This window comes from Streptococcus oralis (assembly GCF_026782235.1).
Taxonomy (GTDB): domain Bacteria; phylum Bacillota; class Bacilli; order Lactobacillales; family Streptococcaceae; genus Streptococcus; species Streptococcus oralis_CC.
Genome location: NZ_JAKUWE010000001.1, coordinates 23,607 through 48,593 on the forward strand (window position 1 = coordinate 23,607; position 24,987 = coordinate 48,593).

Sequence of the window (24,987 nt, forward strand, 5' to 3'; positions counted from 1 at the left end):
AGAAGGTAGCTAGAGTGAGATAGTGAGGTCTATGTGTTGTATGGTCGGTGTGTGAGAGTAAAATCTTGCTAATGCCTCTGGGTGAGGAAGAGGGGATATTGAGTTATCCTTAAATCTGTGACCTTGGCGAAGGTAGTAGGCTGAGAGGCTGAAAGTATGCGAAGATAGGAGCATACATTTTTATATTGCTATATTCTATTAAAAAAATGTAAAAAGGCTTTGAAAATAAGCCTTTTTATTTTTTGCAAAAATTAACAATAACTAGATTTTTATAAAATGGGTTTTGTCCTGATAAAGATTGAAAGTATTGTTAGTTTTCACAAGGGAATCTATTGTGTTCCTTTATGTAAACTAACAATATGAGTAGAGAATAGAAAAGAGGAAAGATGGATATTTGGATCTACTTAGTAAGAGTTGGAATGCTATTGTCTATGCTTATTTTGTTGATGTTTTCGATTTATTGGATGTTTAGTCATTTGATAATTCTGTTTGTATTTGTATTGTTTGTGGTTTTCTTTTCGATTATCACATGTATGTAAGTAGGAAGTAGAGAGGAAAAGGATTTATGCTGAATGTTTCAATGGGACTTCGTTTGTATCGTGAAATGTATAATAAGTCGAAAGAGGACTTAGCGAAGTATTTAGAGATTCAACCGAAAGCGTATGCTCGATATGAAAGTGGAGAACGTGAACCTAGTCTTGATAAGCTGTATAAGTTAGCTTACCTTTATAACTGTAAGATTGATGATTTTATCAATGTTGAAGAAAGTTTTAGTGTTGATCGAGATGATGTTCTGTCTACTAAAGATTTAGATAATCTAGGTTGTCATCATCAGTTTTCTCATGGATTGGTAATAATGTTGACTAAAGGAAAAAGTTATGAAGAGACTATTCGCTTTAGTGCTGATGATAAGACTAAATATGTTCATAAGAGTGAAGTGAAGCAATTCTTACTTAACCTAGTAGAAAGGATTCAGTAGTAGGAAAGAGGTGTATTAAAATCGAAGAGTATGGTTATAAAGAGGGTCGAGGTTTAAGAACTTATTCAGAAGAATGGATCATAAAAGAGTATAACCGAATTTATAGTCGATTCTGTTGGAATTTGAAAATCTATGCTCATGTAAAAAATGGTGCTGATGTTTATGTATCTTCTAAAAAATGTTGTGATGATTTGTATTATCAGTTGTATGCTGTAGGTCAGTTGACTAGAAGTTATTACAGTAAGATAATTTCTAAGATAGAAAGGACGTATAATCGTTTTAGAGAAGATGGAGTGATTATCGAATTTTAAATGTTATTTTAAATAGGTGTGTTGATTAAGAGTCAGTTTTTGCTGGCTTTTTTATTTTGAGAATGAAGGAGAATTTATGATAGTAGTTATTTATAAACGGTCACGTTCACCATCTAATGAATGAGATCGAAAAAGAAAAAAACATTATTTAAAATAAAAAAAAGAAAAAAGGAGAAAAAATTTAATGTTTAAATCTAATGAATATAAGGCTTACGGTTCAATTCGTAAAATGAAGGTTGGTGGAGCATGTGGAGTTATTTTGGCTCTTTCTATGATGGTTATGATTGCTAATGGAAATGTATCTGCTGATGAAGTTAAGCCTATTACACCTGCAACTACTGAAATTTCTAAACCTGCTGAATCACCTAAAACAGAAGCTAAAGCTGATTCAAAAGTAGAAGCTAAAAAAGAAGAAACTGTTAAACCTGTTGAATCACCAAACTTGGATTCTGCTGTTGAAAAGGCAAAAAGCGTAGGTATTAAAGTAACTGAAAAAGAAAAAGTCGGTTATGATACTGAAGCAGAAGCTAAAGCTGATGAAGATAAGCAAGTTAAAGAAATTGATGAGAAAATTGCTGAGAAAGAGCAAAATATCAAGGAAATTCAAGAAGCTGAAAAAACAAACAGTAAAATCAATGCTGACAATAAGTCTGCTATGGAAAAAGTTGGTTTGAAACATACAGGTGATTATCCAAAAGATAAGAAAACTGTTGATGGTTACAATGAGCAAGCGAAGAAAGAAAATGCAGCTAACGAAGCGAAGTTTAAAAAAGATAAGCTGGAAGCTGAAAAAATCAAGGCAAAAGATAAAGCGATTATGGAAGCTAAAGGCTTAAAATTTACAGGTAACTATGCCCAGGATCAAAAGACTGTTGATGCATGGAATAAGGCTAACGCTGGTAAAGTGATTAAGTCGATTCAAACAGGATTGACTGCAACTGTGAATACTACTTTTGAAGTTATCTCAGGTGGTTCTAAGGCTGTTGCTCCTGATTATACAGCTAACGTTATTCAAGGTTATGCAAGAGATACTAACCTTGACGCAAGCTTTGACAATGTTTTTCTTCTTGATGATAAGAGTGGAACAATTAAAATTAAAGTTAAAAATACTTCTAATGGTGATGTGACCTTAACATTTAGCAATATTACACCATCTGCTGAATCAGGGTTCATTCGTAGTTATGTAGCCTTGTGGGCAGGTGAAGATGGTGGTATTGGATATGGTGTCTTTATCTCTGCTGGTGCTGGTGAAGCTAACGGTGGAGGAGGTGTTGATGGTCAAGGAGGAGGTGGTGCCTCAGGTGCTTACCGTAATGATCGTCAAGGCTGGGTGAAAATGGTAACAGTTGGAGTTTTGACGGATTCTGATAATGTTAGTGAAGTAACAGTAAATGATGTTGATAGCAATCAAGTTATTGATGTGTCTAGCCTAGATGGTGCAAAAGTAACAACTGGTGCTAACATTTCACAAAGTGGTAACTCATTTACTGCGAATGATTCTGCGCAAAGTCAAAGTACAGCAGGAGTGCTTGATTCTAATGGTATTGGTTGGTCATTTGCTAAAGGTCAAAAGATTAATTTTACCTTTATTCACTCAAACACTTCTGATACTTCTTATTCTATTGTAGGTGGTGTCTTTGGTCGTGCTTCTCAAAAAGAAGTTAAGCAAGAGCCTATTTCTATTGAGAAATACAATGATCCAAAATATACTCCAAAACCTTATGTATCAATCAAGCCTTATGTAGCTGTTCCTGAAGAAAAACAGGTGGAAGTGGAATATCATAAGGCTTACGTTAAGGAAGTTCCTGTAACTCCTGAGTCTCCTGAACCACAAAAACCACAAGAGCCTAATAAGCCATCATTACCGAATACTGGTACGGCTTCTAGTATGCTTGGTTATGTTGGTACTGGTATTTTATCAATGCTAGGTTTAGTTGGTGCGAAGCGTAAGAAAGATTAAGAATATGATTTATAGGACGGTAAATAAATAGGAATTATCGTCCTTTTGTTTTTCAAAAAAAGAAAAAATGTAAATAGAAAAGGAAATTAAAAAAATGGCAAAAATTAAAAAACTCCCTGTGGGATTGAATGTGATTGGTACTAAAGTTGTTGTGAGTCCAAAATTTCGTGAAGTAGTGAATGGTTCGTATGATGATTTTGTACCTTTCCGAGAATTTGAGATTTCAGGTGATCAGCAAAGTACGGTGACTATTCGTGTATATGGATTGGCTAATTCTGACGTTCCAAAAACAAGAGGTCTTACATTTGTCAAGTCAGTTTCAGGACTTAATTTGGTGACACGTTTGGTTGGTACAAAAGAAGAGATTCAATTTGAAGCAACTGAATTGCGTTTTGAGAAATAAATTATAGAAAATAGGAGAAAAAATAATGGCTTTTAGTATTCGTAAATTTAATAATGCAGAAATCCCTGTAAATGCAAAAGAATTGCTTGGTAAACTGGTATTTATCAGTTTTATTGAAAACTTTAAGATGGTAGATGGTTCGCCTGTTGATTATCCAACTCATGCAGAAGTTTTCTCGGATAAAATGCAAGAAATTATTCCAATTAAGTTGGAAGAAGGTATTTCTGTAGATGATATTCCTATGATGTCCGAAGTTGAACTTGTTGGTGATGCCACAATTTGGATTTATGAAGATCCATATACAATTTCACGTGGAAATAACGTTTCTGAGGTCAAAGGTCATGCTTTTGCTTTGCGTGCTGAAAATGTTAAGCGTGTAGGTGCTGGTCAACCAAAACAGGAACAGAAGCACGATCAAAAAACTGAGCAAAAGCAGGAACATAAGGGATAATTTCTAAAGGAGAAAAGATATGAGTTTACTTCCAGCGTATCGTGGAATTAAGATTAAGCCTTATATGGTGAATCTAAGGTACTATATCTTTTCTTTTTTCTTTTTGTTGTTTAGTCCTATACTAGCTTTTTTTGTTTATTCAAATTTTGAGAAAATCAAGAATGTAGATATTTTCTCTATTGTTATTTCAGTAGTTATGCTGATGTTAATAATTGGTTTAAGTGTTTATTTGACTTGGTTATCACAAGAAAGAGTATTTTTCTTTCAGAAGATAGAAAGACTTGCTAAACTAGCTTTTTTTCTTAAAGAGAATGGATATACCTATACAAAAAAAGTTAAGACTGAATCAGGAACAGTCGATAAGGTTACATTTCCAACGGTATATTTGAAACAGAATCGGTATGATTTAGAAGTTGCCTTTAAAATGGCAGGAAATAAGTTTCAAGATAAGTTTAAGAAGATTGGTGGTGATTTGGAAACTACATTCTTCATGGACTTTATGGAGGTTCAGGACGATATTAAGTTTAAAACTTATAAGATGGCTTATTCTGCTTTCTTGAATCGAATCAAGGTAACTGATGTTAATTATTCTGATAAAGGTATTCAACTGATGAAAAACCTTTGGTGGAATCCTATTGATGATCCTCATTTGTTGGTGGTAGGTGGTACTGGTGGTGGTAAGACTGTACTGTTAAGGACCTTGATTCGTGCATTGGCAAAAGAGGGTGTAGTTGATATTGGCGATCCAAAACAAGCTGATTTTGTGACAATGGCAGAACAGAAGGCTTTTGAAGGTCGAATTGCTTATAGTGCAGAAGATATAGTAGCTATGATCGAAAGAGGAGTAGATATTATGTTTGCACGATATGCCTATATTCGTCAAAAACGTGCTGAGAATGGCGATAAGGATATGAAGAAGTATTATGAGTACGGTTTAGAGCCTTATTTTTTAGTTTGTGATGAATACAATGCTTTGTGTGCTATGCTTGATTTTCAAACTAGACAGCGTTTGGATAATGTTATGGGTCAATTCTTACTACTTGGAAGGCAAGCTGGCTGTTTTGGAATAATAGCTATGCAGAAGCCTGCTAGAGAAGATTTAGGCTCAAAACTACAAGCGAATATCAATTTCCGAGTTTCTGTTGGTCGATTGGACAAGGTTGGATATGATTTAGCCTTCGGAGAGGTCAATAGGAATAAGGAGTTTAAATATGTTAAATATCTAGCAGGTAAGCGAGTATATGGTCGAGGCTATGCTTGCGTTTATGGAGAAGTAGCAAGGGAGTTTTATTCACCATTACTTGAAAAGAAGTTCTCTTTCTATGATGAGTATGAGAAGATTGAACGACGAGAAAATCCTTTCAATCCTTTGGAAAATCCTGATGTTCAATTATCAGAAGAAGAAAAAGAAAATCTTCAAGCTGAAATGGAAGCACAAGAGGAATTGCAAAAAGGAGAAGTCAAAAAGGCAAGTCCTGAATTGGTTCAGGAGTTGATGTCTAGTAAACAAAAAGAAAGTGGAAATGATTTAGTGAGAACGTTTGCGTTTTCAAAAGAAATTGGTGTGTCTGCTGGTTCGATGAAGAATTTGGTAGATAAGTTAGATGGTGTTTTAGAATTTGAAAAGGAAGATAATGTAGTGTACCTGAATGAGATTCAAAGAAATATCATAAAGGATTTGTTTGAATTGAAACAGAATACAACTCAAAATTGGAGTGAGATTTTGGAAGATTTTCCTTTTGATGAATATGGTTCTAGTTAGTTGTGAGGGGATTTCCCCCTCTTTTTTTGGTTGCTGTGCTAGTTGGTGCAATCCAGCTTGCTAGTAGCTAGTAGCAGGAGCGAGGAAGCGAGTGCGACGAGCGACTGCGTGTACTAGCGTGTACTAGCAGGCTGGATTGTGCGAATTAACCCCCTATGACTAATAGGGGGGTAGAAGATGTGCGTAGAAGCATAAAGCCTTGATAATACTGACTTTTTGGGCTTAAAAAATGCAACACTATTGAAAAGTAAGGAGAAATATGGAATTTGAGAATCTAAACAAGGTACAAAAGATGTACGCTTTTTCAGATCAAGAAATGTCTAACTATTTAGAAATAGATAGAGCGACATTCTATAGGTGGAAAGAAGCTGGTGAGATTCCTGAGTCTTTTCACTCAAAAGTGAATGCGTTGATAGCTTTTAAGGAAGGTGTGCGAGATAGTGGATTTTCCTTGGAAGGGAAAGTTGACTATGTGAAGGTTACATTTAAAACACAAGATTATATAGATGTGATAGCAAAGGTGTTGTGTCTCCAAAACAAGCCATTTCTTGAAGAAGAAAAGGGTGGTTCAGGATATGATACAAAATATACTTTTCAAAATATCAAAATTTTCATCTCAAAGAAAAGAGAAGATATGGGCTGTATGATTGAGTTAAAAGGTCAAGCATGCAGACAGTATGAGTGGTATTTTGAAAATGAGCAGAAGTCAAGCTGGAGGGATTTCTTTATTCGTTGTTTTGAGTATGAACGTGCCATTTCACAAGGTGAAGGGAAATTTATGAATATTCCTCGTCTTGATATAGCGCTGGACGAAAAATATAATGAAGATGGAAATTTTGAACTTGGTAAGCTGGTTGACCTTTGGGATAGTGGTTTGGTTGAAAGTCGATTGACAATGAAGCAGATTGAAGATAATGGTCAATATGGAAAAGCAAAAACGATTTACTTTGGTTCTCGTCAGTCTGCTTATCATTTCTGTTTTTATCAGAAAGATATTGAGCAGGCAAAGAAACTCGGTCTTGATATAGATTTGATTCATTCGTCATTGAAATTCAAAAATCGTTATGAAGTAAGAATGTGTGATGATGTCGCTTTGGACTTTGTAAGAAAATCATTGAATGAAAAAATTGATATGGCTAGACTTGCTGTTTGGGTGATTAACAGTAAGATAAAAGTCTTTGAAAGAATGAATGGCGATAAAGTTCTGAATCGTGAGTGGTATTCTCTTTTAGGTGAAGTTGATAAGATTGGTTTTTCAACCTCACCTGTAGAAACTGGTTTTTTTGATAAACAGTATAGATGGTTGAATGAAAATGTTTCAGGTGTGACTGCTTTAATAAAAAAGTGGGAGAATATCACTGGTGATAATAAACTAAAGAAGATTCTCTTTGATGGAGAAATAAGTGATAAAAATTGGAAAAAATTGGAGCAAGCGAGGGTAGCTTATGAGAAAAATTTACAAGAAAGTAGGTACTGATTCTGTAGTAGTAAATAATAGTAACTTGGTATGTTCAACTGCTCGTGGGTTAAAGTCGGTTAGTCATTATTTACCTACCTTTGAGGGGAATGAAAATTTAACGGTGATACCTATAGAACCTGAGCAAATGTTTTTGCCTTATTTTAGAGACTATGTAATTGACTGGTCAAGAATGCCTGATGAAGTGAATGCGATTCTTGATATGAAGAAAAAGGGAGATTGAAAGTATGCGAGTATTGTTGTCAATTAAGCCGGAGTTTGTAGAAGAAATTATAAAAGGGAGGAAAAAGTTTGAGTATCGGAAAAAGGTTTTTAAGCGTCCAGATGTTTCTTCAATCGTAGTTTATGCAACGAAGCCATATGGTAAAGTAGTTGGAGAATTTGAAATCGAAACTATTTTAGAAGAAAATATTGATAAATTATGGAATGATACCAAACATTTATCTGGTATTTCTGAGGAATTTTTCTATGAATACTTTAAAGATAGAGATAGTGGCTTTGCTATTCAGATTAAAATGTTTAAAGAGTACAAAAGGCATCTTGAATTATCGGAGTTAGATTCTACTGTAAAAATAGCTCCTCAATCATTTTGTTATATAAAATAATAGGCAGATTGAGAGGATAAGTATATGAGAAATGAGGAGAAAGAGCCTGTTGGTAGTTTGGAAGGAAGTAGTTTTAAAGGGTGTATGGGATTTTTAATAGTTTTGTGTATACCGATTGGAACATTGGTAGTACTTTGGGGTTTAATTTCAAAACAATGGAGTTTCTTCGATTTAGTTAAGGACTTTTTTATGTAGGAGTTGTATATGAGTAAGAAAAAAATTACTGATGAAAAATTGAGAAAGTTAGTTTTTTTAATTCCTGCACGGTATTTCTATGAAGGAGTTGTGACAAGTGATATAGCCAGAAATTATCAAGATTATATAGATTTTCAATGTCAAACATATAGAAAAACAAAAAGTCGTAAAGACTGGCAAGAAGTAAAAAGACTTACTAAAGAGTATGAGGAGTTTCTGGCAAACGAAGTAGATATTAAGCGAAAGTTGTTGCTTTTTGGGTTGATGAAACGTGATCAGAAAGAAAGACAAAGTGTGTATTTGTTGCTTGTTAAGAGGTATCATTTAGAAAGATGGGTTTAGAATATGGAGAAATTTCATGAAAAGTTAAAAGTGTTGAGGAAGGAAAAAAGACTTACACAAAAAAGTCTTTCTAATATGTTAAACATATCTCAAGGAGCTTATGCACAGTGGGAAAATGGAAAGCGTGAGCCTAACTTTGAGAAATTAAGTTTGTTAGCTTGTATATTTGATGTTTCTATTGATTTTTTGTTAAGTGAATATTTAGAAATGTCAAAAGAAACCTATTTAAAGTTAAAAGAAGAAAAAAAGAATTTATTTTCAGTCAGACTAAAAGAATTACGTTTACAGCATGGATTTAGTCAAGAAGAATTAGCAGAACAAATTGGTATAAAACAAAATTCTTATAGTGATTGGGAAAATGGTAAGTGTAAACCTAACTATGAAAAATTAGAAAAAATAGCTGATTTTTTTGGTGTTTCGTTGGATTGGTTATTTGGGAGAGAATAGATGAAATTTAAGAAACGTTCGCCTACTTAGTTGCTGGGTAATGGAAAAAAATATAGAGAAAAAATGAGGTATAGAAAATGGCGTTACAAGGAAAAGATAAACAAGTTATCGAATTGTCGAATGAACTTGCTAAAAAATTGAAGGAAAAAGATTTTTCGCAATCTTGGTCACTTGCAGGGGAGTTGAATGGGCTTCTTAAGAATGAAGAAGAATTGACTTTATCTTATCAAGTAATTCAGTGTATTAAAAACGATTTGGCGAGTTATTATGATATGAATAAGGCGTACAATAAAGTTGCAAATCGTGCTTTTGCGATTGGAAGCAATTTGGAGCGTAGTGCTTCAATTTAGTTAAAATGGTGAAGGAAGTCAAGCTTGGCTTCCTTTTTTTTGTGGAAGGAGAAAACATGAGTATTAAAGTTGTATATAACAAATTTTCTGATGTATGTAAATATTACGCTTTTGGGAAAAAACTTCTTGACGAACCTCAGAAAATTATTGATCGCTTAGATGAACACTTTGACGGTGTGGAGTTTTGTCAATTTGATGGTTCCAATCCGGACAATGTGTATATCAATTCATTTACAGAAGTTGATACTGAGGAAGCATTGATTGATTTTGCTAAGATTTTGAATCATGGTGAATATGAGCAGTTAGTCAATGAAGATCGTTTATCTGTTTATGTGGAAGAACATGAAGAAGAAATTACTAGTCGGTTAGAGGATTCCTATGTTTTTCTAGGTCATGAAGGAGATAGCTGGTATTTCTTGCAATAAAGATTAGTTGGTGTTGGATATGGCTTCAAGAGTTTTAATTAAGAATCCAAAGAATTTAAGGCAGGCTTGGTTTAGCTTGCCTTTATATTTTGGAAGATTGTCTCATGTTGGTTTGACTGGCTCTTATGATGAAACTATTGAAATTGTTGATTATGAGGGTTCAGGCTTTATTGGATATGGTTTGTTTACTGTTGCTGACTTGGAACAGTTAAATAAACAAGTAGAAAGTGATTAAGGAAGGATAAGAAATGGAATTAACAGCTTTAATTATGGATAAACGTTCAAAGAAAGTAAAACAATTTTCTTTGCCTGTTGATGTAGAATATGTCGCTTCTGAGTTTGGATATGATAGAGAAGATGTTGCTTTTACTATTCAGTCTATCGAAGAATTGCCTGCTTTGAATTGTGAAGATTTAACCTTGTATTTAGCGAATAGTATTGCTGAAAATGTGGAAGATGTAGATGAAGATTTGGTTCTATCTTTTATTGAATCAGAAAGTTCTGATCTAAAAAAATTAGAAAGTATTGATTTTGATAATTGTACTCTTTACCTTGGAGTAGATACAGATTATGAGTTAGGTTGTCATCTTAAATCTGAGTTTGGATTAGATAGTTTTTCTAGAGATATTTTAGAGCGCTATTTTGACTATGAAAAGTATGGTCGTGATGTTCGTTTGGAAGAAGGTGGTAGCTTTGTAGATAAAGGTTACTTTGTATCAGGATGATAGCGAATATAAGAGTTTTAAGAGAAGGGAATTTTGAATTTCTCTGTGAACTGGATATTATGAAATACAGTCAAGAACAAGTTCTCGAAAGAATGAATGAAAGAGGAATTGATAAAGGTAACTTTTTTGTCTGTGGTATTACGGATTGGGAAGTTGATAAAATCATGTCGCTGGACGAAGTTTATTTGCTTAAGAAAGCGGTATTGGAGTTGTATGATGGTGATGAGTTCGTTGTGAAATTTCAATTACAGCGTTATGTACCTGTAACTCAAATTGTGACTACATATTATAGATTTTGTTCTAAAGATGAAGCGCAAACTTTCTTTGAAGTGACAAAAGGATTGGACTATCAATCTGTTGTCAATTATATCTGTGAGACTGGAAGTTGGGTAATAGCATTTCAGGGATTTGTGGATCAAGGAGAAATTTTAAATACTCCCCAAGGATTTTATAAAAAGGTTAATCTTTGATTTTTGAAGAAAGTAGAAAATAAGGAGTAAAGAAGAAAATTGAGGTAATTTATTTGAAATGATAAGAGGATTTAAAAAAAGAGAAAAAAATCAAGAAAGGTTAAAGAAACTTTCTGATAAGAAAGTATACACTCCTAAGAAAATCAATCAAAAGGGTGCGAATTTAATTTTTGGCTCTTTATTGATTGGTTTTGTAGTTTTTGTGGGTTTTGCTGCAGTTCTATCAATTAAGAATATATCTAAAGTGAAGGAATTTGAAAAGAATCAGATTGCTAAAGTAGATAATAGTGAAATTGATAGACGGTTGGAGCAATTTTTGGATAGTTATGTAAGCTATTATTTCACTTACAAGGCAGGCGAGAAGGATAGTGAAGAAAACGCAAAGCGTTTGAATGAATTCTATGGAACACCGCCTAGTGTTAAAAATCAAGGGCAATCAAAACAAGATATGACTATTGTAAGTGGTCGTTTGCTGATGGCAAAAGATGGAGTTGCGGTTTATGCGGTGACTTATGATACAAAGGTTGATAATAAGGTTCAACGTGTATCAATCGAGTTTTCAATCCCATACGTTGAAAAAGACGGTCGCTATTATGTTGATGGTTTGCCTTGGTTTGCTCCTGTTACAGATTTTAAGAGTCAGGACGTTGACAAAGAAAAGCAATTGGTTTTGACAGCAAATGACGGTCTGAGTGAAAATGACAGAAAGGATTTGGTTGCTTTTATTGAATTGTTCTTCAAGAATTATACAAGCAGTCAATCGAATCTTGATTTAATCTCAAAAAATATCAAAACAATTGGTGGAGCAACTGTTAAAAGCATTGATTATACCTATTTTGTAAAAGGTAGTGATAAAACATTAGCTTATGTGCAAGTTACTTTTGATGTTTTAGGTACAAGTCATAGCGAGAATTTTTCTTTCGAGTTGAGGAAAGATAAAGATAGTTATTTTGTAGATAAAATGAAGCATCAGATTCCATTTGATTATGCAAAGAAAGATAAAAAAGAAAATTAAGGAGAATGAGATAAATGAGTTTTTTTCAGTATTTAGTTGATAAGTTGGGTGTTCCTTTGATTGGATTGTTTGTATTTAGTAAAGCGATTCGAGCTTGGAGGGAAGGAAAGACTTGGGGGATTTTGGTATCCATTTTGACCGGTGCCCTAATTTTATGGTTCTTGTTAAGTCCAGAAGCTGTATTGAAAGCCCCTGCGATTTTATTTAATAAATTTTTAGAAGTTTTCAAGTAAGCCTATGGAAAAAGAAGAGAAACAATTATTTTCGTATAAGCGTGGTTTTGACCAGCCTATATTCGTAAAAGAATTATCGGATAATTTTAGTTTACCTTTTGCGGTTGAGATGTCGACTTTATTGTATTTTTTCTTTTTTACTCCGATTTTCTTTTTTATTTTGATGTCAGTAGGTTTTCTTGAGTGGGGTTGGTGCTTAGTTGTTGGTTCTGCCTTAGGCTGGCAATTGGGGAAAATTCTGACTAATAATAAAATTGATGGTAAAACGATAGTAATTTATCTACGTGATTACATTTTTTATTTTTGGAATCACGGAAGATACGGCAAAAAGTATTATATAAATAAAGGTAAACGATATGTAAAAATAGAAAGGATTTATCGTGGAAATTACAAGTAATTACTGGGATTTTGCGGACAGTTTGATATTGCGTAAAAATGGTGGTGTTTTTGCAGTCTTTGAAGTTCCTAGTGAGGTTTTGGTTACGATAGATAAGAGGGGACGTGAGCGGTTTAAGCAAACCGCTTTTTCAGCTTTTAGTAAACTATCGGTTTATGGTGATTTTGAATTGCATACGATTCCTATTCCAATAGATTTGTATGAGCGATTTGAACTCTTGCGCCAAGATATTGACCAAGATAGCGGTACAGCGCCTTTAGCAAATTTGATGATGGATAGTCTGCAAGAAAAGATTGAAGATGAGATTGAGTTTTTGTTTGAGTACAAGCATTATATCTCTGTTCCATTGAAATCAAACAATATCAGTCCGGATCTAGTTTCGACTTTAAAAGACAGCATGTCTTTCTACAAAAAAGAAACGTTGAAGTTGCTTGGACTGGGTGAATTACCTCCTTTAAATTGGTATGAGGATTGGCAATTAAAAAAGAATGCTTTAAAAAGTGCCTTGCATCAATTGAGAGTTCGTGAAGTTGAAAAAACGGAGTTGGAGTTTTTAGCTCGTTTACAATTCTTACGAGGTCAATTTTATGACAAGGAAACAGAAGTAGATGCAATTAAGAATTGTATCGATAATATCGATGATACAAATATTTATTTTGAAGATCACAAAGTGTTGCGATTGGAGAATAAAGATGATGATAATTTGGTCGCTTGTTTCCCAATTGTAGACTATCCTAAAAATGTATCCTCGATTCATCTACAAGAAGAATTGCAGCTGCTAGATTTTCCTGTAGAAAGTATCTATAAAGTTGCGTTTTCGGCAGATAAGGGTATTTCTTCTTCTAAAAAGAAAGCAAGAAACAAACGTAAAAATTTGGGGAATGTGGTTGCTGAAATTGAGGAAGATGGTGATATTCAACGTTTGGAAGTGTTGGAAGCTCATCAAATGTTAGTTGACTATCAAGAAAAGGTTGAAAGTAAAGAGAAAATGGTTGAATTTCTCCATTTCTTAGTTGTGACTGGTGATGATGAAGATGAGATTGAGGAAAGATATGATATTTTAAGTAAGCTTATAGCTGACTTGGGAGGTTCTCTTGCAAGAGGCTATGCTGATAGATTGTATCTTTTCTACAAAGGTCGCTTCACAGAATTGTTGGATAAAAAACGTGAAAGCTATGTGCAATATACTTCTTTGGAAGGTTTCTGTCAGAATATGTTTTTTGTCACAAAAGAGGTAGGAAACAAGGTTGGTTTTCCAATTGCACGAATAGATAATGAAATTGCGAGCTGGGGAGGTGACTTTGAGGCAGCCTTACAAGCAAGTAATCGTCTAGTCTTTTCAAATTTGCTACAGGCGAATAAAATGGGGATTAAGGATAAGATTACCAATAATCCTCATGTTGCCATTACTGGAGCTACTGGAACTGGAAAATCGTTTTTGATGAAATTGTTGTTTACGTTGAATAGTTTCTTAAAAATCAAGTCGGCTTATATTGATCCTAAAACTGAAGTGAGAAAACAGTATATGAAGATTTTGAAGGAATATGAGGAACAGAATATTCATAAAGAAGTACAAGAGTATATCAAATCTATTCACTTTGTAACCTTGGATATGAAGGAAGATAGAAATATTGGAGTGCTGGATCCATTTGCTTATATTGATGAAAAGACAACGTTGACAGAAATTGCTTCAGTTTTAATCTCAACCGTTTTAGACAAAGAGGATTCTAAGAAATTGAAATCTTATTTGTTGGAAAATATTGACAAGGTCTGGGCTAGAAAGCAAAATGGCGAAACAGTTGGAATGTTACATCTGTTTAAAACTTTTGAAGAAGAAAAAGATAAAGATGTGGCACGAATTGGTCGTTATTTATCAAAAATGGGCGAAAACACTTTGTTGAAATTGTGCTTCTCTGATGGCTCTAATAAGTCTTTGCAGTCGGACAATAAGATTACGGTTTTTGAAATCGCTGGCTTGGACATGCCTAAGACTTCTAAGTATGAGGATATGACAGATACTCAATTAAGAAGTCTTGCGGTTATGTACGGTTTGACGTTTTTCTGTGCTGATTTTGGAGAAAGAGATAGAACACAAGAAACCTTGTTGTATGTGGATGAGGCGTGGCAAATTTCGTTGACGCCTAGTGGTCGCCAATTGCTAGCGAGAATCAAGCGTACAGGTCGTTCGTTTAATAATTTCTTAGTGTTGGCAACTCAGTCTGTGAAAGATGTTTCAACTGAAGATGATGGTACTGGTTTCGGTACAGTTTTTGCCTTTTCAGAAGATAGTGAGACTTCTTCTATTTTGGAACATCTTAAAATCAAAGAAGATGATTTGTCCAAGGCATGGGTTGAAAATCAGACGATGGGTCAATGTATCTTCTCTGACGTTTTTGGTCGAAGAGAAAGAATTACAGTGGATGGTACCATATATGATTCGATAACTCCATTGTTTGAAACTGTCACAACGAATCTGAAGTCTACAGCTTAGCAAAGGAGAAAAGATGAAGAAGAAACTAGCTCTGTTTGTTTTTTTACTTTCTATTTTCTTTCCTTTGTTGGCTTTCGCAGATATAGGAACAGTTTCACTGCCGAATGGTACGCTGTCTGAAACTCCAGCTTTTGTAAGGGATAAATCTTCTTCGACAAGCTCATCTAGTTCTAGTGATGGTTTAACGCTTCCCAATAGCGGTAATACAGGTGCAAGTTCTAGTATTGTTAAGCCTAATCCATCTGAAAATAAAGATTCCTTAGAAAAAATTACTGATGATACATTAAGAAGAAGTTCGGATGTTGTTGGTGCAAATGCCAATCAAGGTGTTGCTGATAGCGTTAAGGAAACTCAAAGAAAGCAAGAAGAAGAAAAGAAAAAGAAGGAAGAGGAAGAAAAAGCCAATACAAAATTAAGTTATGCCAATTTCAAGACAAAAATGAAGCGCTTGACCAGCTATGTCTATTTTGACAAAGGTCTGTTTGGTTTGGGTGAGGTCGGAAATTATTGGATAAATAAAGTCGTTCAAGCTATTTTCTGGTTCTCTAAATTCTTGTTTGGAATCATTGTAAGTCTAGTATCTGCGGTTGAAAAAATGACGGATGTATCGCCATTCTTGAACAAGGTTGTAGAAATGGCAAGTGCTGTTTTCTCTGTTTTGTTTGGAGCAACCACAAAATATATCGCAGGTGTCTTTATGGCTATCTATATTTTATCTGTGTGGGTTAAAGGCGGACAAGTTTTCAAAACGGCTTTGAAACTTGGTTTGGTCTTTGCGCTTGTTGGTGGTTTTTTCACTAAAATTTCAATCAATGGCAGTCCTGAGCGCTATCTTCCCATTCATCTATATAATGTCACGGATGAGATTACAAAAGAATTTCAAACGGAGATTGTGAAAAAGGTGGGAACTGTAGATACGTCGATGGCTGAAAGCTATTTTAACTCAACGATTATCCCTGCTTATAAAAACATGAACTCAAAAAAAGATAGTGAGGGAAATTATTATCTTTCGGAGGAAGACTTCCAAGATTTGACCAACTATCAGGAAGGGAAAGGAAATTTCAAGTTATCGGATAAAGAAATTAAAGCCCTGACCAAAAAGAATGACAAAAACGAAACAGAAGATGTCAAAGGTCAGAATTTGGTTGATGAATGGTCTGATAAGTTCACTTATGCTTTTACCTCGATTTTTGATGTTGTTGTAGTCGGTATTGTGTATCTTTCAATGGGGTTAGGTCGAGTAGTGATTTTGCTTTCTTATGCCCTATTGTTGTTGATTTCACCATTTGCTTTAATTTTAAGTCTTTTCCCACAATTTAGTCATTATTTTAGTGGCATTTCTAAAAAAGGGATCTCCTTCTTGTTGATTTCGTCTGCTATTAGTCTGGCAAGCGTTATTGTTCCGATTATTTATGGAAATATGTCAAGTTACATAGAAGATTTTAGTGGTGGACCTGGTCTTGTAGCAACGTTTTTGAAATGTATTGTGATTTACTGGCTATTTAGGAATAGAGACAACCTTCTATCCTTCCTGAATGGAAAGGGGAATCCTCTTTCTAGTTTGACAAGAGGTCGATTAGGTCGTCTAGGAAATGGGATGAACTTGCAAAGGGCAAAAACATTTGCGACGAAGGTTGGAGATAGAGTTCCTAACCGAGTAAAATCCTTGGCAAGAATCACCAAAAACAATGCTCAAAGATGGGTTGGTGATAAGGCAAAACCGTTGAAAAACTGGAATGAAAATCGTTTGGAGAAAAGAAGCAATCTAGCTAAGATGGAAATTCCACAAAATGATGACTATATGGCTCGTAAGATAAAACGTGCTAAAAAAGTTGAATTGAGGAAGGCACATAGACGAGAAATGCTTGACCGAGCCAAGATGAAAGTTGAGTATTTTAAAAACTATGGAGAAAAGGATGAAAACAAACAAAGAGTAAATAAAGAAAATTACAAGACTTTACAAAATAGAGTCCGTGAAAGCATGTATAGAAAGCAGGAAATTAAAGGCTATACACCAAATGCAAGAAAATTTGAAAATGGTGTATGGAAAGCAACGGCTGATTTGCCATCTTTGAAACGCTTGGAACGCAAAGAAAGAATACGCAAATTACAAAGGAAAAAAGGTAGACTTGGTTTACAAGAAAGGTTAGCTACGTAGATGAAAAAGACTAGACGAACCTTTGCCCTGTTTGGCTTCTTTTTGCCGTTGCTTTCTTTTCTGTTTTTGATGCTTCTTCTTGGTGGACTGATTACGAGTTCTGCTGGTGGTTCGTCAGGTAGTACGACTGGAAAGAGAACACGTTTAACAGCGCAAGAAGTGGCTCAGAAAGCCAATATTTCCGTCGAACGTGCAGAAGATGTCATTAAGATTCTAAACTGGGAACTCTCAAAAGAGAAGTTCACTTTGGAAGGTGCTAGTGGTTCTTTGGCAAATGCAGAAAGAGAAAGTGGTTTTGACCCTAAACTGACGAATCCGTCAGGAGGTGTAGCTGGTTATTTTCAATGGTCAGGCTGGGATGGAAATACAATTAATGGTGATCGATGGGCGAATGCAAGCTCTCGAACGTTAGATAGTACAGTTCAACTAGAATTGATGTCCTATGAGTTGAATCATGGCTATAAAAAAGTAAAAGACTACATGCAAAAAGCAACTGATCCATTTGAAAGTGCCAAGTATTGGTCTGAACATTATGAGGGGGTTTCCTTATCAGACGGACAGACTAAACTAGAAAAACTGGAAAAGGATAGCAAGAAGTGGTATGAAGTCTTTAAGGGCACGATTGAATCGGATGGCTCGTCAAGTGGAAATGCAATAGCTGGTAGCTTAGATATTGCTCCTGGAGCGGTTGCGATGGAGATACCAAACGGCTACTCCATTGACAAGGAAATTACTAAGGAAGGCTATATCACTGAATCCTATCCTTATGGCGAGTGTACCTGGTATGTCTTTAATCGAGCTAAAGAATTTGGAATACAGTTTGATCCATATATGGGTAATGGTCAAGATTGGGCGCATAAGTCAGGATATGAAGTAACGAATACTCCTACGAAGCATTCTGCTGTTAGTTTTCAAGGAAGGCAGGCAGGTGGTCACCCAACTTATGGTCATGTGGCCTTTGTCGAAGATGTAAAAGATGATGGGTCAATATTGATTTCAGAATGTAACTTTGTTCAAAGTGGACAAGGTACTGGAATCACAGATTATCGTGTATTTAGTGCTGAGGAAGCGAAGAATTTTTATTATGTAATTGGAAAATAAAGAAAAGAGGAAAAAATATGAATAAGAAATTTGTAACATTGTTATCTGTGGCTATCTTGAGTTCGGCAACGACGACCTTTGCAGATACACTTTCACTTGGTGGTGATAGTAAGGTCGCAAATGATACGACAAGTATTGTAGCAACTCCATCAACGGAAACAAAACCGACGGAGGAAAAACCGAAGGAAGATAAGTCATCAACGGTTGTGATTGGTGGTGAAAGTGAGAAGCCTATTGATGATAAAGCAGGTGGTATTGTTGTAACACCTACGGAAAAAGAAAAGCCAGCAGAAGCCCCTGCAGAAAAACCAGTGCCTAAAGTGAATGATAATTTGAATTTGGGTGGTGATTCTGAGAAACAGCAGGAGAAGGACAATAAAGGCATTGTGGCTGATTCACCTACTCCATCAGAACAGCCGAAAGAAGAAACACCAAAAGAAGATAAGAAGCCTACTGTAGAAGATACTCCTGAAATTAAGGAGCAGAAACAAAAGGCAGAAGAAATTGTTGGAGTAAAAGAACAAGATACTCCGCAGCCCTTGAATGTCACTAAAGAAGAAATCAAAGAGCAGCCTATTGAAACAAATACAGGTCATACAGTTGTATCTACGAATCAAGGAAAAGTAGTAGTAGAAACAGAAGAAGGTGATTATCAAGAAAAAGAACCTTATGAAATTGGGGCTGTGAAACAGCAAGATGGAACAATCGCTTTGAAAGATAAAGAGGGACAGTTGAAAGTTCTTCCAAATACAGGAACAGCTAGCACAATTTTTACGACTATTTGGGGTTTGATTGGATTGATTGCTACTGTTTGGGGTCGACGTAAATTGAATTAAGGGAGATAGTATGAAAGAGTTGTTTAGAATTTTGAAAGAATCAGATAAGTTGGGGTATAAACTATCTGCAATTTGTGGAGTAAATTGGCTGGTTGGTCAGTTGTTTAAATGGCAATCTTTAGTATTTGAAATGATAGCGAGTGCCGTTCTGATTAAAAAAATATCAGCAATACTTGAAATTAGTTCAAATTATTTAGGATTTTTAATGATTATTTCCATCTTATCTGTTTCTTTTTCAAAATTGCGTTTTGGTGTTGAGAGATTCATTTATTCATTTTTTGGAAGCTTTGTGTTAGTTTCGATTTTTTTAATTGCAGTGGATTTTCCATTTCAAGAGAATGAATTTTCATTATGGATTTTAATGGCTCTTATTAGCGTTGGTATTTATCAGTTTATGAAGTGGTTTCAAACAAAACTATTTCAACGATATTTATTTAAAAATGTCTTAAATAAGGAATATCTTGGAATTAAGAAAATGACGGATCCTTTTCCTCCTGAAATCAATTTCTATGTTGATGCAGGTGAAAGTGATGCAAACCAACGAATGGTTATGATTAATAAACGTGCAGTAAAAGAGACTTATCAAGGAATTGTAGAGTTAAGTTTTTTGAATGTTGAAAGATTTACTGGTATTGCTTATTCTAGAGAAGCATGGAATGGTTTTGAAGCTCCTTTGAAAAAGGGATTTTCTGATGTAGATGAAATGTATCATTTAGTGTTTAGAGTATATCCTTTTGGAAAAGAATTAGATTTTTATTTCAAATTGATTCGATTAGATTTAAGTCGAAGAAAGGCTTTTACAGTGAAAGGTGTTCGTGTAAAAGTGGCAAATACTTAAGGCGGAGTAAAATCTGCCTTTTTTTATGTTAAGGAGTAGAAAATGGATCAAGTAGGTTTATTGAAAATGTATGCTGTAAGATTAGCTAAGAGATTGGGAGATAATCAAAAGTGTTTGGAATTTACAGCTAGTCGTGATACTGGTTATGGGATTGAAACTATGCTAGTTGATGTTAGAAATTATGATCAGTATGTTCGTGTTGTTTATCATTATGAGGGTTGTCATGCTAACCAAAAATTACCAAAAAGAAATTATGCTAGTGTTTCTGTATTGGTTGAGGAATGTTATTCTTTTGATTTTACAAGAGGAGTAGCTTATACGTATTTTCCTGATATAGAAAAATTACTAGAACAGTTATAACATAATTGAAAATGTGGCAAGTCAGGAATGGCTTGCTGTTTTTTGTCGTTTTATGGAGAAAAAAGTGAACATAAAGAAACCAGGATAGGATATAAAATTCGTATTTTGGGTCAAAAAGGTTCAACCAGGTATTCAAAATTTGTTCGGAAATAGGAGAATAAAAATGGAAAAATCATATAATAATTATCCTGATATTTGTGTATCAAAGAAGGATTTAAAAGCAAATTATTTCCCTTCGATTAGTATTAAAACAATTGAAAGGAGATTAGACGAAAGTCAAAAGACGAAAGAATTTAAAGATATATCTTTTAGGACAGGACAAAAAGTATTGATTAATGTGAGAGGATTTTATCTATTTCTTCTGCATAGAGAGAGAGTTAGATATATTTGATTGGGAAAAAATGATATACTATAGTTATTGACTAGAGATATACTCATTTTTAAAAGGAGTATAAAATGTTTTTTAGAGAATTGGAGAATGGAAAATATAGATATTATGAAAAATATTTTGATTTAGAAGAGAATAAGTGGAAACAAGTTTCTATAACTTTGACTTCTAAGACAAGGCAAGCTCAGAAACAAGCAAGAATCTTGCTGGATGAGAAAATAGAAAAAAAGAGGGAGAAAATAGAAAAGAAGAAGGAAGTAGTTAGGGATATTACAGTTAAACAAGCTTACGAAGAATATTTGAAAATTCGTGAAACAGAATTGAAAAGAAGTACGTTTAAGTCTCAGAAATATACTATTATAGGTGAAGTTAGAAAATTAGAAGATTATTTATTGGTGAATGTGACAAGTCGAATAGTTCAGAATATATTGTTAGAATTGCCATGCTCTGCAGAACATAGGAAAAATAAGAAAGTTTTATTAAACTTATTTTTTAAGTATTGCTTAAATGTTGGTTATATAAGTGAGAATCCTATTGATAATGTTGTTTTGCCAAAAAGGAAGAAGAATTTAAAAAAAGTCAGGAAGAAACAGAATAAGTATCTTACTAGAGCAGAAGTAGTTCAGTATCTTAATTTTTTAGAAAAAGAAGAAAAGAATCAACGAGTACGTTTGATTGTTGAATTTATGTATTTGACTGGATTACGTTTTGGAGAAGTTTTGGCTTTGACTCTTGAGGATATTGATTTTGGAAATAAAACACTAGAAGTTAAGCATACATTGCATACGAGCGGAAGTAAAGCAGAAATATTCCTAGATAGTCCAAAAAGTTTAGCTTCTTATAGAGTCATTGGTATTAGCGATAGAGTGTTAGAGATCATAGAAGAATATCTTCTCATTGAAAAAGAAGGGCGATTTATATTTACGAAAAATGGGAATCCTTTTATGATTTTTTCTTTTAATGATTTTTTGAAGAGAAGTTTTAAAAGAAGTGGAATCCAAAAAGAAGAGGATTTTGTATTGACTACTCATGTTTTTAGGCATTCGCATATTAGTTTACTTGCAGAATTGGAAGTTCCAATCAAAGCGATTATGGAACGAGTAGGTCATACGAACGAGAAAATGACTTTGGGAGTTTATACTCATGTTACGGAGCAGATGAAGTTTAATATAACTGAAAAATTGGATAAATTGGACTTGTAAAAGCTAACCAAAAAGTAACCAAGAAATGTCTAAAAATGTCTAAAATAGTCCATAATCTTTGGAGTAAGAATGTAGAAAAAAGCCTTTATGTCTATGATTGACGGTATTTGTCTAGCTTTTATTGAGGGAAATTGGTATAATAGTAGTAATTTAATAGATGGAGTTGAGTTTTGAAGAAAAGCTTTCGTGTAAAAAGAGAGAAAGATTTTAAGGCGATTTTCAAGGACGGAACAAGTTTTGCCAATCGAAAATTTGTTGTCTACCAATTGGAAAACCAGCAAAACCATTTTCGAGTAGGACTGTCCGTCAGCAAAAAGCTGGGGAATGCAGTTACCAGAAATCAAATCAAGAGACGAATCCGGCACATTCTACAAAGTGTAAAAGGGAGTTTAGTAGAGCATGTTGATTTTGTCGTGATTGCCCGAAAAGGGGTGGAAACCTTGGAATATGCAGAGATGGAGAAAAACCTACTCCACGTATTAAAGTTATCAAAGATTTACCAGGAAGGAAATGGGAGTGAAAAAGAAACTACAGTTGACTAGTTTGTTGGGCCTGTCCTTGTTTATCATGACAGCCTGTGCAACAAATGGTACAGCTAGCGATATAACAGCAGATTCGACAGACTTTTGGAGCAAATTCGTCTATTTTTTTGCTGAAATTATCCGCTTTTTGTCCTTTGATATTAGTATCGGAGTGGGGATTATTCTCTTCACGATTTTGATCCGGACGATTTTATTGCCGGTCTTTCAGACACAGATGGTTGCCTCTAGAAAAATGCAAGAGGCTCAACCGCGCATCAAGGCTTTGCGAGAGAAATACCCAGGTCGTGATATGGAAAGTAGAACCAAGCTAGACCAGGAGATGCGTAAGGTTTATAAAGAGTTAGGAATCAAACATTCATCCTCTCTCTGGCCAATTTTAATACAAATGCCGGTTCTCTTGGCGCTCTTTCAAGCCTTGAGTCGAGTAGACTTTTTGAAAACAGGTCACTTTTTATGGATTAATTTGGGAGGAGTAGATACAAGTTTTGTCCTTCCGATTTTGGCGGCAGTCTTTACCTTCTTGAGTAGCTGGTTATCGAATAAAGCTTTGTCCGAAAAAAGTGGAGCTACGACAGGGATGATGTATGGTATGCCTGTATTGATCTTTGTTTTTGCCATCTCCGCCCCAAGTGGTGTAGCCTTGTACTGGGCCGTATCCAATGCTTACCAAGTTCTGCAAACCTATTTTTTGAACAATCCTTTCAAGATTATTGCTGAAAGAGAAGCAGTGGCGCAAGCAGAAAAAGATTTAGAAGGCAAGAAGAGAAGAGCTTTGAAAAAAGCACAGAAAAAGAAAAAATAAGGAGGAATCTGGTAATGGTATTATTTACAGGTTCAACGGTTGAAGAAGCAATCCAAAAAGGATTGAAAGAATTAGACATTCCAAGAATGAAGGCCCACATCAAGGTCGTTTCAAAAGAGAAAAAAGGATTCTTAGGCTTGTTTGGTAAGAAGCCGGCTCAAGTTGATATCGAAGCGATTAGTGAAACGACAGTGATCAAAGCCAATCAGCAGGCCATTAAAGGGGTTCCAAAAGAAGTCAATGAAAAAAATGAACCCGTGAAAACAGTAAGTGAAGCAACTGTTGATTTGGGGCATGTAGTTGAAGCGATTAAGAAGATTGAAGAAGAAGGTCAAGGTGTTTCTGAAGAGGTCAAGGCTGAAATCCTGAAAAATGAAAAACATGCCAGCACGATTTTGGAAGAAACAGGTCATATTTCAATTTTAAATGATTTGGAACCAGAGGATACTGCCGAGGAAGTGGAATCTGCTCCAGAAAAAGAAACTGAAACGCAGGAAGCAACAAGCCAATCTTTGGAAGATTTAGGCTTGAAAGTAGAACCAAGTTATGACATCGAACAAGTGGCAACTGAAGTAGCTAACTACGTTCAAACCATTGTAGATGATATGGATGTTGAAGGGACGATTTCAAGTGACTACAATCGCCGCACCATCAATCTTCAAATTGACACGAATGAACCAGGCCGTATTATCGGCTATCACGGAAAAGTCTTGAAAGCTCTTCAACTATTGGCGCAAAATTACCTTTATAATCGCTATTCAAGAACTTTCTACATTACGATTAACGTCAATGATTATGTTGAACACCGTGCAGAAGTCTTGCAAACCTACGCTCAAAAATTAGCGAATCGCGTTTTGGAGGAAGGTCGTAGCCAGCAAACAGATCCAATGTCGAATAGCGAACGCAAGATTATCCATCGCATTATTTCACGCATGGATGGAGTGACCAGTTATTCTGAGGGTGATGAGCCAAATCGCTATGTTGTCGTAGATACAGAATAAACAAAATCAGGCTTGACCTGATTTTTTGCTAGAAAAAAGGAGAAAAGACCGATGATGGAAACCATCAGAAACTATCTATCTTACGCGGGGATCCAGTATCGTAATCCAGATAAGTCTGGAGATGAGCGAGAGAAGATGCTGGAATTGCGCCACAAAGGCCAGGAGGCTCGTAAGGCTTTTACAAATCTGGCCAAGGACTTCCAAGCAAGTCATCCAGAATGGCAACTTCAACAGACTAGTCAGTGGATGAATCAAGCGCAGCGCTTGCGACCGCATTTCTGGGCCTATCTACAGAGAGAGGGGCAGGTAACAGAACCCATGTTGGCGCTGCGTTTGTATGGGAAACCCTCAGATTTTGGGATTTCCTTAGAAGTCAGCTTCATTGAGCGCAAGAAAGATGAACAGACTTTAGACAAGCAAGCCAAGGTTTTAGAACTTCCAGTGGTAGAAGGAATTTATTATCTAGTCTACTCAAATGGGGAAAGTCATAAGGTGGAGGCTACTGAGGAGAACCGTCGCACTTTACGCGAGAAGGTACGCAATCAGGAAATCCGTAAAGTTTTGGTAAAGTCGGATGTTTCTTTTATTGAAAATCAAACATTAGCAGAGATTTTAGAAAAATTAGAAGAAACTTATACTCGCCTACTTCCTTACTATGAGGTGACGAGGAAGTAAAATTTCTCAAAAATATCATAAATCGTTCAGTCCAAGAGTGAACAGT

The 24,987-nt window shown here is 35.0% G+C and carries 30 protein-coding genes; all 30 read left to right on the forward strand.

Annotated elements, in window-relative coordinates:
* Positions 1 to 565: 565 nt before the first annotated feature.
* The 30 genes from MK396_RS00200 (at position 566) to MK396_RS00345 (ending at position 24,941) form a co-directional block, all read left to right on the forward strand.
* Positions 566 to 979 carry a helix-turn-helix transcriptional regulator gene (locus tag MK396_RS00200; RefSeq protein WP_268723308.1) on the forward strand — a complete coding sequence of 138 codons (414 nt, stop codon included), beginning with the start codon at positions 566 to 568 and terminating at the stop codon, positions 977 to 979.
* Positions 980 to 1,474: 495 nt separating this feature from the next.
* Complete coding sequence (locus MK396_RS00205) at positions 1,475 to 3,250, forward strand: LPXTG cell wall anchor domain-containing protein (protein WP_268723309.1); 1,776 nt, start codon at positions 1,475 to 1,477, stop codon at positions 3,248 to 3,250.
* Positions 3,251 to 3,344: 94 nt separating this feature from the next.
* Positions 3,345 to 3,653, forward strand: coding sequence for a hypothetical protein (locus MK396_RS00210; protein ID WP_268723310.1), 309 nt, complete (start codon positions 3,345 to 3,347; stop codon positions 3,651 to 3,653).
* A gap of 25 nt (positions 3,654 to 3,678) precedes the next feature.
* On the forward strand, positions 3,679 to 4,104 hold the full coding sequence (locus MK396_RS00215; protein ID WP_268723311.1) for a hypothetical protein: 426 nt from the start codon (positions 3,679 to 3,681) through the stop codon (positions 4,102 to 4,104).
* Positions 4,105 to 4,123: 19 nt separating this feature from the next.
* The gene (locus MK396_RS00220) at positions 4,124 to 5,866 is read left to right on the forward strand and encodes an FtsK/SpoIIIE domain-containing protein (protein ID WP_268723312.1); all 1,743 of its coding nucleotides are present in this window, start codon (positions 4,124 to 4,126) and stop codon (positions 5,864 to 5,866) included.
* Positions 5,867 to 6,125: 259 nt separating this feature from the next.
* On the forward strand, positions 6,126 to 7,343 hold the full coding sequence (locus tag MK396_RS00225; protein ID WP_268723313.1) for a replication initiation factor domain-containing protein: 1,218 nt from the start codon (positions 6,126 to 6,128) through the stop codon (positions 7,341 to 7,343).
* Entirely contained in the window at positions 7,312 to 7,566 is a 255-nt protein-coding gene (locus tag MK396_RS00230) for a hypothetical protein (protein WP_268723314.1), read from the forward strand. Before MK396_RS00225 ends, MK396_RS00230 begins: the two co-directional genes overlap by 32 nt.
* A 4-nt stretch (positions 7,567 to 7,570) precedes the next feature.
* A complete protein-coding gene (locus MK396_RS00235) occupies positions 7,571 to 7,948 on the forward strand; it encodes an ASCH domain-containing protein (RefSeq protein WP_268723315.1) in 378 nt (125 codons plus the stop codon).
* A gap of 204 nt (positions 7,949 to 8,152) precedes the next feature.
* Entirely contained in the window at positions 8,153 to 8,485 is a 333-nt protein-coding gene (locus tag MK396_RS00240; protein WP_268723316.1) for a hypothetical protein, read from the forward strand.
* A 3-nt stretch (positions 8,486 to 8,488) separates the two neighbouring features.
* Entirely contained in the window at positions 8,489 to 8,932 is a 444-nt protein-coding gene (locus MK396_RS00245) for a helix-turn-helix domain-containing protein (RefSeq protein ID WP_268723317.1), read from the forward strand.
* A 77-nt stretch (positions 8,933 to 9,009) separates the two neighbouring features.
* Positions 9,010 to 9,282, forward strand: a complete 273-nt coding sequence (locus MK396_RS00250; protein ID WP_001207843.1) for a hypothetical protein — start codon at positions 9,010 to 9,012, stop codon at positions 9,280 to 9,282.
* A 56-nt stretch (positions 9,283 to 9,338) separates the two neighbouring features.
* Entirely contained in the window at positions 9,339 to 9,707 is a 369-nt protein-coding gene (locus MK396_RS00255) for a hypothetical protein (protein ID WP_268723318.1), read from the forward strand.
* A gap of 19 nt (positions 9,708 to 9,726) precedes the next feature.
* Positions 9,727 to 9,942 carry a hypothetical protein gene (locus tag MK396_RS00260; protein WP_268723319.1) on the forward strand — a complete coding sequence of 72 codons (216 nt, stop codon included), beginning with the start codon at positions 9,727 to 9,729 and terminating at the stop codon, positions 9,940 to 9,942.
* 13 nt (positions 9,943 to 9,955) lie between these two features.
* Positions 9,956 to 10,432 carry an antirestriction protein ArdA gene (locus MK396_RS00265; RefSeq protein ID WP_268723320.1) on the forward strand — a complete coding sequence of 159 codons (477 nt, stop codon included), beginning with the start codon at positions 9,956 to 9,958 and terminating at the stop codon, positions 10,430 to 10,432.
* Positions 10,429 to 10,902 carry a hypothetical protein gene (locus tag MK396_RS00270; protein ID WP_268723321.1) on the forward strand — a complete coding sequence of 158 codons (474 nt, stop codon included), beginning with the start codon at positions 10,429 to 10,431 and terminating at the stop codon, positions 10,900 to 10,902. The genes MK396_RS00265 and MK396_RS00270 overlap by 4 nt, the downstream gene beginning before the upstream one ends.
* Before the next feature lie 58 nt (positions 10,903 to 10,960).
* Positions 10,961 to 11,917: a conjugal transfer protein gene (locus MK396_RS00275; RefSeq protein WP_268723322.1), complete on the forward strand. Its 957-nt coding sequence runs from the start codon at positions 10,961 to 10,963 to the stop codon at positions 11,915 to 11,917.
* A 14-nt stretch (positions 11,918 to 11,931) separates the two neighbouring features.
* Positions 11,932 to 12,150, forward strand: a complete 219-nt coding sequence (locus MK396_RS00280) for a TcpD family membrane protein (RefSeq protein ID WP_084919859.1) — start codon at positions 11,932 to 11,934, stop codon at positions 12,148 to 12,150.
* A gap of 4 nt (positions 12,151 to 12,154) precedes the next feature.
* On the forward strand, positions 12,155 to 12,547 hold the full coding sequence (locus tag MK396_RS00285) for a TcpE family conjugal transfer membrane protein (RefSeq protein WP_268723323.1): 393 nt from the start codon (positions 12,155 to 12,157) through the stop codon (positions 12,545 to 12,547).
* Entirely contained in the window at positions 12,531 to 15,038 is a 2,508-nt protein-coding gene (locus MK396_RS00290) for an ATP-binding protein (RefSeq protein ID WP_268723324.1), read from the forward strand. The genes MK396_RS00285 and MK396_RS00290 overlap by 17 nt, the downstream gene beginning before the upstream one ends.
* 13 nt (positions 15,039 to 15,051) lie before the next feature.
* Positions 15,052 to 17,196: a type IV secretion system protein gene (locus MK396_RS00295; protein WP_268723325.1), complete on the forward strand. Its 2,145-nt coding sequence runs from the start codon at positions 15,052 to 15,054 to the stop codon at positions 17,194 to 17,196.
* On the forward strand, positions 17,197 to 18,297 hold the full coding sequence (locus MK396_RS00300; RefSeq protein ID WP_268723326.1) for a phage tail tip lysozyme: 1,101 nt from the start codon (positions 17,197 to 17,199) through the stop codon (positions 18,295 to 18,297).
* A 17-nt stretch (positions 18,298 to 18,314) separates the two neighbouring features.
* Entirely contained in the window at positions 18,315 to 19,133 is an 819-nt protein-coding gene (locus tag MK396_RS00305; RefSeq protein ID WP_268723327.1) for an LPXTG cell wall anchor domain-containing protein, read from the forward strand.
* 10 nt (positions 19,134 to 19,143) lie between these two features.
* Positions 19,144 to 19,971, forward strand: coding sequence for a hypothetical protein (locus MK396_RS00310; protein ID WP_268723328.1), 828 nt, complete (start codon positions 19,144 to 19,146; stop codon positions 19,969 to 19,971).
* 42 nt (positions 19,972 to 20,013) lie between these two features.
* Complete coding sequence (locus MK396_RS00315; RefSeq protein WP_268723329.1) at positions 20,014 to 20,331, forward strand: hypothetical protein; 318 nt, start codon at positions 20,014 to 20,016, stop codon at positions 20,329 to 20,331.
* A gap of 163 nt (positions 20,332 to 20,494) precedes the next feature.
* Positions 20,495 to 20,722, forward strand: a complete 228-nt coding sequence (locus tag MK396_RS00320; protein WP_004244165.1) for a hypothetical protein — start codon at positions 20,495 to 20,497, stop codon at positions 20,720 to 20,722.
* A 65-nt stretch (positions 20,723 to 20,787) separates the two neighbouring features.
* Positions 20,788 to 21,921, forward strand: a complete 1,134-nt coding sequence (locus tag MK396_RS00325) for a tyrosine-type recombinase/integrase (RefSeq protein ID WP_268723330.1) — start codon at positions 20,788 to 20,790, stop codon at positions 21,919 to 21,921.
* A 170-nt stretch (positions 21,922 to 22,091) separates the two neighbouring features.
* Entirely contained in the window at positions 22,092 to 22,463 is a 372-nt protein-coding gene (gene rnpA, locus MK396_RS00330; protein ID WP_000748120.1) for a ribonuclease P protein component, read from the forward strand.
* Complete coding sequence (locus tag MK396_RS00335) at positions 22,438 to 23,265, forward strand: membrane protein insertase YidC (RefSeq protein WP_268723331.1); 828 nt, start codon at positions 22,438 to 22,440, stop codon at positions 23,263 to 23,265. The genes rnpA and MK396_RS00335 overlap by 26 nt, the downstream gene beginning before the upstream one ends.
* Before the next feature lie 14 nt (positions 23,266 to 23,279).
* A complete protein-coding gene (gene jag, locus MK396_RS00340; RefSeq protein ID WP_000242587.1) occupies positions 23,280 to 24,266 on the forward strand; it encodes an RNA-binding cell elongation regulator Jag/EloR in 987 nt (328 codons plus the stop codon).
* 51 nt (positions 24,267 to 24,317) lie between these two features.
* Complete coding sequence (locus tag MK396_RS00345) at positions 24,318 to 24,941, forward strand: hypothetical protein (RefSeq protein WP_000970732.1); 624 nt, start codon at positions 24,318 to 24,320, stop codon at positions 24,939 to 24,941.
* The last annotated feature ends 46 nt before the right edge of the window (positions 24,942 to 24,987 follow it).

Coding starts and splice junctions, on each gene's coding strand:
- MK396_RS00200 (WP_268723308.1), top strand. CDS start 566: ATGCTGAATGTTTCAATGGGACTTCGTTTGTATCGTGAAATGTATAAT.
- MK396_RS00205 (WP_268723309.1), top strand. CDS start 1,475: ATGTTTAAATCTAATGAATATAAGGCTTACGGTTCAATTCGTAAAATG.
- MK396_RS00210 (WP_268723310.1), top strand. CDS start 3,345: ATGGCAAAAATTAAAAAACTCCCTGTGGGATTGAATGTGATTGGTACT.
- MK396_RS00215 (WP_268723311.1), top strand. CDS start 3,679: ATGGCTTTTAGTATTCGTAAATTTAATAATGCAGAAATCCCTGTAAAT.
- MK396_RS00220 (WP_268723312.1), top strand. CDS start 4,124: ATGAGTTTACTTCCAGCGTATCGTGGAATTAAGATTAAGCCTTATATG.
- MK396_RS00225 (WP_268723313.1), top strand. CDS start 6,126: ATGGAATTTGAGAATCTAAACAAGGTACAAAAGATGTACGCTTTTTCA.
- MK396_RS00230 (WP_268723314.1), top strand. CDS start 7,312: ATGAGAAAAATTTACAAGAAAGTAGGTACTGATTCTGTAGTAGTAAAT.
- MK396_RS00235 (WP_268723315.1), top strand. CDS start 7,571: ATGCGAGTATTGTTGTCAATTAAGCCGGAGTTTGTAGAAGAAATTATA.
- MK396_RS00240 (WP_268723316.1), top strand. CDS start 8,153: ATGAGTAAGAAAAAAATTACTGATGAAAAATTGAGAAAGTTAGTTTTT.
- MK396_RS00245 (WP_268723317.1), top strand. CDS start 8,489: ATGGAGAAATTTCATGAAAAGTTAAAAGTGTTGAGGAAGGAAAAAAGA.
- MK396_RS00250 (WP_001207843.1), top strand. CDS start 9,010: ATGGCGTTACAAGGAAAAGATAAACAAGTTATCGAATTGTCGAATGAA.
- MK396_RS00255 (WP_268723318.1), top strand. CDS start 9,339: ATGAGTATTAAAGTTGTATATAACAAATTTTCTGATGTATGTAAATAT.
- MK396_RS00260 (WP_268723319.1), top strand. CDS start 9,727: ATGGCTTCAAGAGTTTTAATTAAGAATCCAAAGAATTTAAGGCAGGCT.
- MK396_RS00265 (WP_268723320.1), top strand. CDS start 9,956: ATGGAATTAACAGCTTTAATTATGGATAAACGTTCAAAGAAAGTAAAA.
- MK396_RS00270 (WP_268723321.1), top strand. CDS start 10,429: ATGATAGCGAATATAAGAGTTTTAAGAGAAGGGAATTTTGAATTTCTC.
- MK396_RS00275 (WP_268723322.1), top strand. CDS start 10,961: ATGATAAGAGGATTTAAAAAAAGAGAAAAAAATCAAGAAAGGTTAAAG.
- MK396_RS00280 (WP_084919859.1), top strand. CDS start 11,932: ATGAGTTTTTTTCAGTATTTAGTTGATAAGTTGGGTGTTCCTTTGATT.
- MK396_RS00285 (WP_268723323.1), top strand. CDS start 12,155: ATGGAAAAAGAAGAGAAACAATTATTTTCGTATAAGCGTGGTTTTGAC.
- MK396_RS00295 (WP_268723325.1), top strand. CDS start 15,052: ATGAAGAAGAAACTAGCTCTGTTTGTTTTTTTACTTTCTATTTTCTTT.
- MK396_RS00300 (WP_268723326.1), top strand. CDS start 17,197: ATGAAAAAGACTAGACGAACCTTTGCCCTGTTTGGCTTCTTTTTGCCG.
- MK396_RS00305 (WP_268723327.1), top strand. CDS start 18,315: ATGAATAAGAAATTTGTAACATTGTTATCTGTGGCTATCTTGAGTTCG.
- MK396_RS00310 (WP_268723328.1), top strand. CDS start 19,144: ATGAAAGAGTTGTTTAGAATTTTGAAAGAATCAGATAAGTTGGGGTAT.
- MK396_RS00315 (WP_268723329.1), top strand. CDS start 20,014: ATGGATCAAGTAGGTTTATTGAAAATGTATGCTGTAAGATTAGCTAAG.
- MK396_RS00320 (WP_004244165.1), top strand. CDS start 20,495: ATGGAAAAATCATATAATAATTATCCTGATATTTGTGTATCAAAGAAG.
- MK396_RS00325 (WP_268723330.1), top strand. CDS start 20,788: ATGTTTTTTAGAGAATTGGAGAATGGAAAATATAGATATTATGAAAAA.
- jag (WP_000242587.1), top strand. CDS start 23,280: ATGGTATTATTTACAGGTTCAACGGTTGAAGAAGCAATCCAAAAAGGA.
- MK396_RS00345 (WP_000970732.1), top strand. CDS start 24,318: ATGATGGAAACCATCAGAAACTATCTATCTTACGCGGGGATCCAGTAT.